The organism is Pedobacter agri, from assembly GCF_032678665.1.
Classification (GTDB): Bacteria; Bacteroidota; Bacteroidia; order Sphingobacteriales; family Sphingobacteriaceae; genus Pedobacter; species Pedobacter agri_A.
Window position 1 is genome coordinate 394,568 of sequence record NZ_JAVTSH010000005.1, and the last position, 13,061, is coordinate 407,628.

A 13,061-nucleotide genomic window follows, 5' to 3' on the forward strand; every position below is an offset into this window, starting at 1 on the left:
GAAACTATTGTCGCTTCATGACCTTTAAAAATCAAATATAAATAAGATGAAAAAAATATTCTTAGCGCTATTTAGTGTGTTTACTTTAGTATCTGTTGCAGATGCACAAAAGAAAACTTCGGGAGCTATTCAGTTTGAAAATACCGTAGACCCTGCGGCGATGGCTGCTGCAAGTGGAATGCAGATTCCAGACCAAATGAAGGCGAGAATGCCCTCGAGCAGTAAATCGAATTTCGAATTGCTTTTTAATGCAACAAATGCCAGCTACATGCCGGTTGAAGAAACTGAAGATAGCAACGGTGGAGGCGGCGGCGGCGGAATGGGCCGAATGATGATGCGCTTTGGCGGAGCTGGTGGTAATCGGGAATATTATTATTCCTTTGCTGATCAGAAATTAAGTGAAGTTTTTGATTTAAACGATACAACTTATTATATGCCAAGTAAACTGGAATTATCAACATCTGGTCCTATTGGTTCGTTTAGGATGGGTGGCAGAAATTCCGCAGATAGCGCAAACGCTAAACCTGTTGCTCCTCCAAGAATTGAAATTGTTAAAACAGATGCCACAAAAAAAATCATTGGGTTCGATTGTAAAGAAGTCATTGTTAAATCTACCAGATCCGTAAAAATTTTAGATGTAGAGCGAGATGTAACTGAAGAAACCCACATTTGGTATACCAACGATTTAGGTTTCAATTTTTCACCAAACCCAAAAATGTGGACTGAAGGTGCGGTATTAGCCATTGAAGGTAGAGGTAACAGTACCATTGCAAAAAGCATTGAGTATAGAGGCGTGAGTGCAAAAGATGTTACTGCGCCTAAAAAAGCGAAGCTGATTACCGAAGCAGACTACAAAATTAAAATGGAAAACATGATGAAACGTTTCAGAAATAACAGGCCAGGCGGTAATTTTGGTGGTGGAAGAACGGTTGTAGTTGGCGGTGGACCATTCTAAATAACACATTTAACTTAATTTAAGCCTGTTCGATTTTATCGAGCAGGCTTTTTTTATTTCAGGAGAAATTGGCACCGGATAAAATTAAATACACGATTAATTCGTTTAATAAATTTCCCTATCTTCGCGGTAATTAAAAATCACTTTGTATGTGATTAGAACTAATTATTTTTTAAACCGTTCCGAATTTTAATAACAAAAAAACAAGGAACAAATCATAGTTGTAGATGATTAATATTACATTACCTGATGGTTCTGTCCGTCAGTACGAGAAGGGCACTTCCGCCCATCAAATTGCATTATCAATTTCTGAGGGTTTAGCCCGAAATGTTTTAGCTGCCGAAGTAAATGGCGAAGTTTGGGACTCCACACGTCCAATCGAGTCAGATGCATCAGTAAAATTGTTAACCTGGAATGATACAGCCGGAAAATCGACATTCTGGCATTCATCAGCGCACTTAATGGCAGAAGCTTTAGAAGCGCTTTATCCGGGTACTAAATTCGGTATTGGTCCGGCAATTGAAACCGGTTTTTATTATGATGTAGATTTTGGCGATAAGGAATTCTCATCAGATGATTTCAAAGCGATTGAAACTAAAATAATTGAATTGGCTAAACAAAAGGAAACTTTTGTGCGTGAAAGCGTAAGCAAAGCTGATGCAATTAAATACTTTACAGAAAAAGGCGACGAGTATAAACTGGATTTAATTGATGGTTTGGAAGATGGAAAAATCACTTTCTATACTCAAGGTCAGTTTACCGATTTATGTCGCGGTCCGCACATTCCAAATACTGGCTTTGTAAAAGCAGTAAAACTGATGAACGTGGCCGGTGCTTATTGGAGAGGTGATGAAACTAAAAAACAGTTAACACGTATTTACGGGGTGACTTTTCCAAAAGCGAGTGAGCTTACTGAGTATCTTGCAATGATTGAAGAAGCCAAGAAACGCGATCACCGTAAATTGGGTAAAGAACTTGAGTTATTTGCTTTCTCTGAAAAAGTAGGAATGGGTTTACCATTATGGTTACCAAAAGGAACAGCTTTACGTGAACGTTTAGTTAATTTTTTAACCAAAGCACAGGCAAAAGCTGGTTACGAGCAGGTTGTAACGCCACATATCGGACATAAAAACCTATATGTAACTTCTGGCCACTGGGAAAAGTATGGTAAAGATTCATTCCAGCCAATAAAAACCCCACAAGAAGGAGAGGAGTTCTTCTTAAAACCGATGAATTGCCCGCACCACTGTGAGATTTATAAAACAAAACCGCGTTCTTACAAAGATCTTCCGGTTCGTTTTGCAGAGTTTGGTACCGTTTATCGTTATGAGCAAAGTGGTGAGTTACATGGTTTAACCCGTGTACGTGGCTTTACTCAGGATGATGCACACTTATTCTGTATGCCAGAACAAGTAAAAGAAGAGTTTAAGAAAGTTATTGACTTAGTGCTTTACGTATTTAAATCATTAGGTTTTGAAAACTATACTGCTCAGATTTCGTTAAGAGATCCGGAGAACAAAGCGAAATACATTGGTTCTGATGAAAACTGGAAATTATCTGAAAATGCAATCATCGAAGCAGCTGCCGAGAAAGGCTTAAATACAGTTGTAGAATATGGCGAAGCCGCTTTTTATGGCCCTAAGTTAGATTTTATGGTAAAAGATGCTTTGGGTAGAAAATGGCAGTTAGGTACCATTCAGGTTGATTACAACTTGCCGGAGCGTTTCGAATTAGAATACACCGGTAGCGATAACCAGAAGCACAGGCCAGTAATGATCCACCGGGCGCCTTTTGGTTCATTGGAGAGATTTATTGCTGTTTTGATTGAACATTGTGCCGGAAATTTCCCGTTATGGTTGAGTCCTGAGCAATTTATCATTCTTCCTATTTCAGAAAAATATGAAGATTATGCAAAAAAAGTTTTAGATGAACTAAATAATTCCGATATTCGCGGGCTGATTGACTTTCGTGACGAGAAAATCGGACGAAAAATCCGAGATGCGGAAGTTAAAAAGATCCCATACATGCTCATTATCGGCGATAAGGAGATGGCTGAAGGTAAAGTTTCAGTTCGTAAACATGGCGAGGGTGATTTAGGCGAAATGACGTTGGAGGAATTCAACAATTTATTAAGAAAAGAAATAACAGTTTAAATTAAATAATACAAATTTGGCATTAGGAAGACCAGGATTTAACAGGGGACCACGTCCGCCTTTTAAGAAAAAAGAAGCAGAACATAACATTAATCAGTACATTAAATCGCCTGAAGTGCGTTTGGCTGGCGATAATGTTGAACCGGGGATTTATCCTTTGGCAAAAGCTTTGGCACTTGCTGATGAATTGGAATTAGATTTGGTAGAAATTTCTCCAAATGCAGTACCACCGGTTTGTAGAATTATCGATTACAGTAAGTTCGTTTACGAGCAAAAGAAAAAGCAAAAGGAAATTAAAGCCAATGCAAAGCAAACTGTAATTAAGGAAATTCGTTTTGGTCCGAATACAAACGACCATGATTTCCAGTTTAAACTAAAACATGCAGTAAGCTTTTTAGAGAATGGTGAGAAGGTTAGGGCTTATGTGCATTTTAAAGGTAGAGCAATTGTTTACAAAGAGCAGGGAGAAATTTTATTGTTAAAGTTTGCCCAGGCTTTAGAAGATGTAGGAAAAGTAGAGTTATTACCGAAGTTAGAAGGTAAACGTATGTTCCTTACAGTTGCGCCTAAAGTAGCAAAAAAATAAAAATAGGTTTATAAATTAAAAAACAGGTTATGCCAAAAATGAAAACCAATTCCAGTGCTAAAAAGCGTTTTTCGCTTACTGGAACAGGTAAAATCAAAAGAAACAAAGCATACAAAAGTCACATCTTAACAAAGATGAGTACTAAACGTAAACGTGCTCTTGGAAATGCAGGAATTGTAACAGATGCAGATTCAGGTAACGTTAAACGTATGCTTTGTATCGGAAAGTAATTTATTAATTCACCAGGTATCAGGCATTAAAGATTCTTAAATGAACGCCGCTTACCAAAAAACAACAACAACATGCCACGTTCGGTAAACGCAGTAGCTTCGAGAAGAAGAAGGAAAAAAGTCCTTAACCTTGCAAAAGGTTATTGGGGAGCAAGAAGTAAAGTTTTTACGGTTGCTAAAAACACAGTAGAAAAAGGTTTGCAGTATGCATACCGTGACCGTAAAGTTAAGAAAAGAGAATTCCGCGGATTATGGATCCAACGTATTAATGCAGGTGCTCGTCAGCACGGTATTTCTTACTCTCAATTAATCGGTAAACTTGCTTCAAAAGAAATCGGTTTAAACCGTAAAGTATTGGCTGATTTAGCAATGAATCACCCAGAAGCTTTCAAAGCTGTAATTGATGCAGTAAAATAGAAATTCTCGCCCCAGGCGATTATGATATTAGAAAAGGGAACCATTTGGTTCCCTTTTTTGTTAAATGAGGCTATTGGTAAATTTCATCTTAATACCACTTTGGAAATTCAGAATCGTTTTAAAAATCTCAATCAACGTTACCTTTTCAATTTTTGTAAGGTTATTGATCTCAATTAAATTATTCGGGCTTAGCTGATGTTTGATAATCTGATCAGCCTGGTTTTTTAATCGCAATCCCATCAAATAATAATATGATTGCGTTAACTCGTTATACTGCGTTTTGTTAAACACACCTAAATCCTTCAGTTGCCTTAACCGCTCTCCCGTATTTTCACGCTGAAAAATCCGGTTTTGCAAGGCATAAACGCGAACCAAATCTACAATTGGAGTCATTGCAGTTTTAATATCAAATACTTCCTTACTTTCTATTTTCTGTGTTTTGATGTTCTTGAAATAGGTTAATGGTGGTTCGTATAGCAGCGCATTTTTCGCCAGATAAACATAGAATTTTTCAATCGGCTTTTTAAGTTCTTCATCAACGAACTCTCTGAGATTCTGCATAATTTCCAAATCACCATAAATTGCCCGGCAATCAAAAAAAGCAGCAAACTTTACAGCAGCTTCTGGTAAAGCTTCTTCAATCCAATTTTTGTAATTGTATTTCCAGTGAGATAGGGAATGCGTCCAATTCGGATTGGTTGCCATGTAGTCGCCATCGCAATATACGAACCCAACGTAATTTAGCTTATCAGAAACCTGTGTGGCAAAGTCCAGAAAATAAGTGCGTACCATCGCCCGTCGATCTTCCGGTGTATCTTCGTAAATAATTGCATTATCCTGGTCTGTTTTAAGCGAGAGTTCTTTTCGGCCTTCGCTGCCTAGAACCATAAAAACAAATTTTGCTGGTGGCGGACCAAGTTTACGAATTACATCTTCAATAATTTTGTTGGAGATGGTATCAGCAATTGTTGTGATAACCTGGTTGACGATTTCGGCATGAACACCTCTTTCTAATAATTGAGCAACTATGTTTGGAACTTTTTGCCATTTGGATTTTAACTGATCAACTGTATTAGCAGATTTTACTGACTGAATGAACACCAATGGAGATTTTGTTTGTTCACTGAGCAATCTGTTTCGACTAAGAAAGCCGACAAATTTTCCATCATCTTCCACTAATAAATACCTAGACTTACTACTAAACATCAATAAAATCGCCTCATATACATAAGCATCAGCAGATATGCTAAGGATTTCGACATCCATTACACTACTGATTGGTTCATTGGTGTTAATCTGCCCGGCAATCACGCGATCGCGTAAAGTAATATCAGTAACGAAGCCAACAAACTGGTTTTCGTTATTGGTAACAAACAAGCAACTCGTTTTTTGCTCGGCCATTTTTTTTGCTACCTCGACAATGGGGGTAGATTCATGGCTTTCGATAATGTTTCTATAACTCACACTTTTTATGGTGGAAGAATACAGTTGATCAACGACCAGGTAATTATCTTCTAAAGTGTTGTTATTCCGGTAAAAGTGAGCATATTCATCATCAAGCATTCGCTTTCCGAAATCATTGGCGAAAAAATCGAAAAATTCTTCATGTTCCGAACATATTCTTTTGAATTCCTTCCGAGGTAAAAAATAGGTTTGTGTTCCGGCTGTTGCAATTACTGTTTTTAGCGACTTTCTTTTGTTAAATAAAATTGAAATCCCCCCACAGGTTGAGCCGGTTAAATAAGTTTCTGGTTTTCTTTTGGTTTTATTATGATCAAGAAAAAAGGTCTCGAAATTACCTGTTTTGATAATTTGAACGCCTTTTAGTTTTTGAATTCCCTGGTCGAATAATTTCGTTTCTACAGGATAGGAGTGTTCTTCTAAATGAGTAGAGATTTCAACCAATACATTTTCAGGCAATTCGCTGTACGGAACAGTGCTTTTTAGAAAGGTCAATTTATCGCTCATAAATCAAATAGAAAATAATCGACTAATCAGTTTCTTAACAGAATTACTTGTATCAGGAACACCATGTACCGGGAATTCTTTTTGTTGCGCTTCAATCTTTTCGATGTCAATTTCTCCGGTTCGAAGTAAATGAAAGAAAATTCTTGCAGTATTTAATGCGTCGGATAAGGCGTTATGGAAATCTTCGGGTTCTTTGTTAAATAGTTCGAAATAAAATTGGTTAAGCTTTAAAAGTTCAACACCAGGATTTCGTACATAAGCTTTGCTGGCTTTCATTGTACAAAATAAGGTTAGGTTTTGCATCACGTTAACAACACCCAACCTTTGAAATTCTACATTTATCATATGATAATCAAACTCCATGAAATGACCGATTAACACTGGCTTATATTTTTTGATAGCCTCATGGAATGTGTTCATAACCAATGCTCTTGGCTTTCCATTTTCCTGAAGATATTCTGTGGTGATGCGGTGAATTTTCTGAGATGACTTTTCGATCTTGAAGCCATCATTTTCAATGAAATAGTTTTTCCGATCTAACTCAATCAAATTTTTATCGTACACCACCCATGCGATCTGGATGATATGTGGCCAATTTTTATCCTGAGTATAGGATGCTTTCCAGTTTTTAGGCAAGCCTGAAGTTTCAGTATCTATAAAAAGGAAATAATCTTGCAAGGTGAATTATATTTGATTAAAAAACGAATCGTGATATCCAAATATAATAATTAAACGCTGTTTTAGCTTATCGGCTTGTTGGAATATTATATAGGTTTTTGTTTATCTCAATTGTAATGAAAAACTCCATTGTTTGCTGCAATGGAGTTTTCGTTCTATAGATTTAAGGAGAGGTAAAGCAATGCCGCAAGCGTGGCTCCAATAATTGGCCCAACAATTGGAACCCATGAATAGCCCCAATCGCTGGAGCCCTTGCCCTTCATTGGAATAAGGGCATGAATAATTCGCGGACCTAAATCACGAACGGGGTTAATTGCATATCCGGTAGTACCACCAAGCGCCAGCCCGATAACCCATACCAGGAATGCTACGGGAATTGCGCCAAGCGAGCCTAAACCAATTGGTGTTTTATCGCTTCCCATTTCGGCGTTGGTAAAGTAAAAGATCACAAAAATCAGCACAAATGTTCCTAATATCTCCGAAAATAAATTCGATTTTAAATTTCTAATTGCAGGAGCTGTGGCAAATGGAGCTGCTTTAAGTCCTTTATCATCAGTAGCATCGAAATGATCTTTATACATCACCCAAACTAAAAATGAACCAACCATAGCACCACAAAGCTGTGCCAAAATGTAGTATGGAACTTTTACCCAGTGAAATTTTTGAGCGATTGCCAGGGCGATGGTAACCGCCGGATTTAAATGTGCACCACTAAAAGGCGCTGCAATAACAACACCAACAAACACCGCTAAAGCCCAAGCCGTGGTAATTACAATCCAGCCGCTACTATTTCCTTTAGTGCCTGTAAGTACAACATTTGCCACAACACCGTTTCCAAGAAGGATGAGGAGCGCTGTGCCGATAAATTCTGCAACAAATTCTGTCATGATGAATATCTGGTTAATGTCTAAACTAAAAAAATTAATCTTCAGCGCTTGCCTTTGCTGCTTTTATAGCCCTGTTCCATCCCTTAATGCGAGAGGTATTATCAATTCCATCTTCTGCTACAAATGTTTTGTCTGCTTTCCATTGAGAACGTATCTGATCAATACTATCCCAAAAGCCCGTTGCTAAACCAGCTAAATAGGCTGCCCCTAAAGCAGTTACTTCAGTAATTTCTGGACGAATTACCTTGCAATTAAGCAGATCTGCCTGAAACTGCATCAATAAGTTATTCGCCGTAGCACCACCATCAACCCGCAATTCGGCAATATCAACACCGGCATCGGCTTCCATTGCTTTCAGCACATCCATGGTTTGAAACGCAATACTTTCTAAAGCTGCCCGGGCAATATGTGACTTATTCGTACCACGTGTTAAGCCGGTTATCGTTCCTCTGGCATGCTGGTTCCAATGTGGCGCACCCAAACCTGCGAAAGCCGGAACCACATAAACTCCATCAGTATCTTTAACTTTTTGCGCTAATGTTTCTACATCTGCTGATTTCGATATCAGGCCCATTTCATCTCTCAACCACTGAACAACTGCTCCACCGATAAATATACTTCCTTCCAGCGCATAATGAACCTGATCTTTGATTTGCCACGCAATGGTGGTAAGCAAGTTATTTGAAGAAAGTTTTGGCTCCGTTCCGATATTCATAAGCATGAAACAACCGGTTCCGTATGTATTTTTAACCATCCCTATCTCCGTACACATTTGTCCGAATAAAGCAGATTGTTGGTCGCCTGCAATACCTGCAATCGGAATTTTTGCTGCTAAAATTCTGCCGGCTGTTTCGCCATAAACTTCGCTTGATGATTTGACTTCGGGCAGCATACTTTTAGGAATACCAAATAGTGCTAGCAATTCATCATCCCAGGCTAAAGTATGAATGTTATAAATCATCGTCCGTGAGGCATTGGTTACATCCGTTACATGCTTTTCGCCACCCGTTAATTTCCATATCAGCCAGGAATCAATGGTACCAAAGGCCAGTTTACCGGCATCTGCTTTTTCTCTTACGCCTTCTACATTTTCCAGTATCCATTTTGCTTTGGTCGCCGAAAAATATGAGTCGATAATCAAACCTGTTTTCTCCTGAATTTTTTCTGCTAAGCCCTGGGCCTTAATTTCATCACAATAAGATGACGTTCTTCTATCTTGCCAAACAATAGCATTGTAAACAGGCTGGCCGGTTTCCCGATCCCAGACTACAGTAGTTTCCCGCTGATTAGTAATCCCTATTGAATCAATATCTGTAGCTGAAAGGCCAGCTTTAACAATCACTTCTGCTGCTACCGATAATTGGGTAGACCAGATCTCTAACGGATCGTGTTCTACCCAGCCTGCCTGAGGATAAATTTGCGTAAATTCTTTTTGGGCAATGGCAACAATCTCGCCGTTATGATTAAAAATGATCGCCCTCGAACTTGTGGTTCCCTGATCAAGGGACATGATATACTTGCTCATAATTGATTTGGTTAGTTTTATTTGGCTAAAGCCGGTTGTGTTTCAGTTTGTACCGATTGATAGATATAGCCATTGGCTAAATTATTAAAATTATTGATCTGATCGTTTTCCCAACTAATTTGTTGCTTAAGTTCTTTGGCGAGGAGCGAGGCCACAACTGGTGCCATCTCTTTAGCAGCATAAGCGTCTATAAATAAAATTCGTAATCTCCTGCTTAAAATGTCTTCAATTGTTTCTGCCATTTCGTTTCTTGCAGACCATACCACCTCTGCCTTGATGTTGGGAAAAGCAGGATGAAGTTTTTCATTTAGTTCAGGTTCCTGTTGAGCCAGCTTTTCAATATTTGCTCTATCTGTTCCGTAGATATCAAGGTAATGATCTCCTTTGGTTTCCATACTCCCGTGAATTTTTAACGTTTTTGTCATACAGGGACTGGCATTTAATTTAGCATGCTGAACCGCCAGATCTACAGTTTCTTCTGCCATTCTTCGATAGGTGGTCCATTTACCACCCGTGATGGTGATTAAACCTTTTGCTGAAACAATTAGTTTATGATCTCGGCTAATTTCTTTGGTACTACCACTATCACCATTGGTAGGGGCGGCAAGTGGGCGTAATCCTGAGAACACACTTAAAATATCCTTTTCCTCTGGCCTTATTTTAAAGTATGAAGCAGCAGTGGCCATAATAAAATCTACTTCTTGTTTCAATGCTCTTGGCTCTAAACTGTGTTCATTTAAGGGAGTATCTGTAGTGCCTACCAATAAATGTTGATGCCACGGAACTGCAAAAAGTACTCTGCCATCTGATGTTTTAGGAATCATAAGTGCTGATTCGCTTTTTAGAAAACTTTTATCTAAAACAACATGTACGCCCTGGCTTGGCCGAACCATTTTTTTGGAATGTGGATTGTTCATCTTAAGGATGTCATCAACAAAAACTCCTGTGGCATTGATTACAATTTTTGCATGTTGTTGCGATGTTTCACCTGTAATAGTATCCAGCAGCTCCACACCATTCACATTGTTACTTGAATTTTTAAGTAGAGCAGTTACTTTCGTATAGTTACATAATGTAGCACCTTTTTCAATTGCTGTTTGAGCAATGTTTATTGCTAACCTGGCATCATCAAATTTACCATCGTAATAACGAACACTGCCTTTCAGGCCGTCTTCCTTGATGCCAGGCATCATTTCCAAAGTTTGCTTTTTGGAAAAGAATTTCGATTTTCCAAAGCTAAATTTTCCAGCCAGCCAATCATAGATGGTTAGTCCGGTTAAATATTTGGCTACTGAAAACCAATCATAACAAGGGATAATGAATGCTTCTTTATTTACTAAATGCCTGGCGTTTTTTTGTAATAAACCTCTTTCGAGCAGTGCATGTTTAACCAAACCAATATCACGCTGGGCTAAATACCTAACCCCACCGTGTACAAGTTTGGTGCTTCGGCTTGATGTTCCTTTAGCAAAATCCGATTGTTCAATCAATAAAGTTTTAAGGCCTCGGGTAACGGCATCAAGCGCTGTACCCAAACCGGTAGCTCCACCGCCAATAATGATAATGTCCCATGTGCTGTTGCTTTTAAGATTATGTTGGTGAAGTCTTTCCATTTACTTTATAAAAATAATAAAACGAAACAATACGCAAGTATAAATAATCATTTTCGAAATAATACAATAAGGATGTTAAAAAATGATTAAATAATTCTCACCATCTGTTTTGAAAATTTAATTTGCTATTTTGCACCTCAAATAGAGAGTATAGTTTTATGATGAATTTAGCAGAGCGGCACCAGTTTATTTTAAATCGCTTACAACGAGATCAATACATCAATGTTGTAGATTTGTGTAAGGAGTTGAAAGTATCATCTGTAACAATAAGAAAGGATTTAAAACTTCTAGAGGATAAGACCTTACTATTTAGAACACATGGTGGTGCAACAATAAATAATCCATACACCGTAGACCGACCAGTAAACGAAAAGGAAAAAATACAATCAACTGAGAAAAATAAAATAGGATTAGCCGCAGTTTCATTACTAAACGAAAACGACTCGATAGTAATAGCATCAGGAACGACTGTTTTTTATTTCGCTAAAAATATTCCTTCGGGCACAACGCTAACAGTTGTAACCTCAGCTTTAAACGTCGCTTTAGAATTGATGCGTGAACCAAGTATAGAGGTTATACAATTAGGAGGGTTACTTAGAAAAAGTTCTTCATCGGTTATGGGCGCCTATGCGGAACAGGTTTTAGGTGATTTTTATTTTAACAAATTGTTTTTAGGCGTTGACGGAATCGACTTAGATTACGGACTAACCACCACAAATGCAATGGAAGCTCATCTAAATCGTAAAATGATAAATGCAGCTCAAAAAACGGTTGTATTAGCCGACTCTACAAAATTCGGAAAAAGGGGGTTTGGAAAAATATGCGGTTTGGAAGAAATTGATCATATTATAACCGATAAAGGAATTTCTGAACAAATTGTAAAACATTTAGAGGGCTTAGGTGTTACTGTTACTATTGTGTAGAATTTGAAAAAAAACAGCACTTGAACCAAAACAATATAATTTGAATATGGAAACTAAACGAATACACATTTTAGAGGATGATCAGGAAATAAGGAATGTCATTGAAATTTTATTAAAAGAAGAAGGTTTCGAATTACAACTTTCTTCAACATTCGCCGAATTAAAGAAAAACATTCAGGATGCCATGCCTGATCTGTTTTTACTAGATGTAATGTTACCAGATGGTAATGGTGCAGAAATTTGTGAGGATTTAAAAACAGACATTTTCACCAAACACATTCCAATTATAGTAATGTCTGCTCAGAATAATAGCGAGCAAAAAGCTATCGCAGCCTTTGCAAACGATTATATCAGTAAACCATTTGATATTGATGATGTTTTACAACGCATTAACAAGCAGCTAAAAATTAGTGCCGAAAATAGTGCAACTAAAGCTTAAAAAGTAAACATCAGGATAATTAAAGAGGCAAAAGCCTCTTTTTTTATATGGCAACCTTAACACATACTCTCCAGTTTTTGGAATTCAAAAACCAAATTGTTTTATCGGTTTTGGGCGAGTTGCAGTCTTATCATGTAACCAAGCTAATAAAGATAGTTCATCTTTAAATAAGACTACTTGTTGTAAATATGGTAATCACTTTTTAAAACTGAGAATTGGGATTTTTGCGTAGAAGGAAAGGGGCTTAATATTAGCTGGGTGAAACATTGCATTCCAATAGGGCTGCGACCGGTGGATAAAAAACACCATAAGTCCTGGTTTAATTTTTTTTACTGCGCTATTTATATCTTCGCATAAGGTTTGTTCCAGATTTCGTTTTGAATACTTCACCTTAACATTTCGCTCCGTTTTTTTTAAAAGTTTGGTTTCTACTGCTGTTGCTTTCGGAAGATTTTCTTTTGGATTAACAATGTGCAACATGGTTATCGAAGCTTCTAGTGGCTCCGCGAAAGTAATAACCTTTCTGATTTCTTTTTGATAATTTACCATGTTGCTGGCGTAGCACACACTGGTCAACTTTTTCGATGACCGTGTACTTGGAATACTTACTACTGGTACAGGTGAAACAACTATAAGTTTGCTGGCCGTTGTTCCAATAATAGCCCCTGATTTTCCATTCGTATTGAT

The 13,061-nt window shown here is 37.8% G+C and carries 12 protein-coding genes; 7 read left to right on the forward strand and 5 right to left on the reverse strand.

All coding sequences use genetic code 11. The features are described from left to right. Positions 1 to 46: 46 nt before the first annotated feature. From R2Q70_RS12960 to rplT, 5 genes are all read left to right on the forward strand, one after another. On the forward strand, positions 47 to 955 hold the full coding sequence (locus R2Q70_RS12960) for a hypothetical protein (protein WP_316807995.1): 909 nt from the start codon (positions 47 to 49) through the stop codon (positions 953 to 955). Between the two features lie 227 nt (positions 956 to 1,182). Beyond that, positions 1,183 to 3,108 (forward strand): threonine--tRNA ligase, encoded by a 1,926-nt coding sequence (gene thrS, locus R2Q70_RS12965; RefSeq protein ID WP_316807996.1) that lies wholly within the window; start codon positions 1,183 to 1,185, stop codon positions 3,106 to 3,108. Between the two features lie 16 nt (positions 3,109 to 3,124). Beyond that, entirely contained in the window at positions 3,125 to 3,694 is a 570-nt protein-coding gene (gene infC / locus R2Q70_RS12970; RefSeq protein ID WP_051691975.1) for a translation initiation factor IF-3, read from the forward strand. A 29-nt stretch (positions 3,695 to 3,723) separates the two neighbouring features. Continuing rightward, on the forward strand, positions 3,724 to 3,924 hold the full coding sequence (rpmI, locus tag R2Q70_RS12975) for a 50S ribosomal protein L35 (RefSeq protein WP_010600880.1): 201 nt from the start codon (positions 3,724 to 3,726) through the stop codon (positions 3,922 to 3,924). Between the two features lie 72 nt (positions 3,925 to 3,996). Then, on the forward strand, positions 3,997 to 4,341 hold the full coding sequence (gene rplT / locus R2Q70_RS12980; RefSeq protein WP_010600881.1) for a 50S ribosomal protein L20: 345 nt from the start codon (positions 3,997 to 3,999) through the stop codon (positions 4,339 to 4,341). Between the two features lie 60 nt (positions 4,342 to 4,401). On the opposite strand, the gene R2Q70_RS12985 is transcribed toward rplT, so the two are convergent. The 5 genes from R2Q70_RS12985 to R2Q70_RS13005 form a co-directional block, all read right to left on the reverse strand. After that, the gene (locus R2Q70_RS12985; RefSeq protein WP_316807997.1) at positions 4,402 to 6,309 is read right to left on the reverse strand and encodes a DUF294 nucleotidyltransferase-like domain-containing protein; all 1,908 of its coding nucleotides are present in this window, start codon (positions 6,307 to 6,309) and stop codon (positions 4,402 to 4,404) included. A 3-nt stretch (positions 6,310 to 6,312) separates the two neighbouring features. Next, positions 6,313 to 6,987: a 3'-5' exonuclease gene (locus R2Q70_RS12990; RefSeq protein WP_316807998.1), complete on the reverse strand. Its 675-nt coding sequence runs from the start codon at positions 6,985 to 6,987 to the stop codon at positions 6,313 to 6,315. Positions 6,988 to 7,142: 155 nt separating this feature from the next. After that, positions 7,143 to 7,874 carry an MIP/aquaporin family protein gene (locus tag R2Q70_RS12995; protein ID WP_316807999.1) on the reverse strand — a complete coding sequence of 244 codons (732 nt, stop codon included), beginning with the start codon at positions 7,872 to 7,874 and terminating at the stop codon, positions 7,143 to 7,145. A 34-nt stretch (positions 7,875 to 7,908) separates the two neighbouring features. Then, complete coding sequence (gene glpK, locus R2Q70_RS13000; RefSeq protein ID WP_316808000.1) at positions 7,909 to 9,399, reverse strand: glycerol kinase GlpK; 1,491 nt, start codon at positions 9,397 to 9,399, stop codon at positions 7,909 to 7,911. 17 nt (positions 9,400 to 9,416) lie between these two features. Further along, the gene (locus R2Q70_RS13005; RefSeq protein ID WP_316808001.1) at positions 9,417 to 11,012 is read right to left on the reverse strand and encodes a glycerol-3-phosphate dehydrogenase/oxidase; all 1,596 of its coding nucleotides are present in this window, start codon (positions 11,010 to 11,012) and stop codon (positions 9,417 to 9,419) included. A gap of 158 nt (positions 11,013 to 11,170) precedes the next feature. On the opposite strand from R2Q70_RS13005, the gene R2Q70_RS13010 reads away from it, so the two are divergent. Next, complete coding sequence (locus tag R2Q70_RS13010) at positions 11,171 to 11,935, forward strand: DeoR/GlpR family DNA-binding transcription regulator (protein ID WP_316808002.1); 765 nt, start codon at positions 11,171 to 11,173, stop codon at positions 11,933 to 11,935. 46 nt (positions 11,936 to 11,981) lie between these two features. Continuing rightward, positions 11,982 to 12,374, forward strand: coding sequence for a response regulator transcription factor (locus R2Q70_RS13015; RefSeq protein WP_316808003.1), 393 nt, complete (start codon positions 11,982 to 11,984; stop codon positions 12,372 to 12,374). Positions 12,375 to 13,061: the final 687 nt, after the last annotated feature.

What these genes read in the sequence shown, in the direction of transcription:
- R2Q70_RS13005 (WP_316808001.1), bottom strand. Translation starts at nt 11,012, where the DNA reads ATGGAAAGACTTCACCAACATAATCTTAAAAGCAACAGCACATGGGAC.
- R2Q70_RS13015 (WP_316808003.1), top strand. Translation starts at nt 11,982, where the DNA reads ATGGAAACTAAACGAATACACATTTTAGAGGATGATCAGGAAATAAGG.
- R2Q70_RS12985 (WP_316807997.1), bottom strand. Translation starts at nt 6,309, where the DNA reads ATGAGCGATAAATTGACCTTTCTAAAAAGCACTGTTCCGTACAGCGAA.
- glpK (WP_316808000.1), bottom strand. Translation starts at nt 9,399, where the DNA reads ATGAGCAAGTATATCATGTCCCTTGATCAGGGAACCACAAGTTCGAGG.
- R2Q70_RS12995 (WP_316807999.1), bottom strand. Translation starts at nt 7,874, where the DNA reads ATGACAGAATTTGTTGCAGAATTTATCGGCACAGCGCTCCTCATCCTT.
- R2Q70_RS13010 (WP_316808002.1), top strand. Translation starts at nt 11,171, where the DNA reads ATGATGAATTTAGCAGAGCGGCACCAGTTTATTTTAAATCGCTTACAA.
- rplT (WP_010600881.1), top strand. Translation starts at nt 3,997, where the DNA reads ATGCCACGTTCGGTAAACGCAGTAGCTTCGAGAAGAAGAAGGAAAAAA.
- R2Q70_RS12960 (WP_316807995.1), top strand. Translation starts at nt 47, where the DNA reads ATGAAAAAAATATTCTTAGCGCTATTTAGTGTGTTTACTTTAGTATCT.
- thrS (WP_316807996.1), top strand. Translation starts at nt 1,183, where the DNA reads ATGATTAATATTACATTACCTGATGGTTCTGTCCGTCAGTACGAGAAG.
- rpmI (WP_010600880.1), top strand. Translation starts at nt 3,724, where the DNA reads ATGCCAAAAATGAAAACCAATTCCAGTGCTAAAAAGCGTTTTTCGCTT.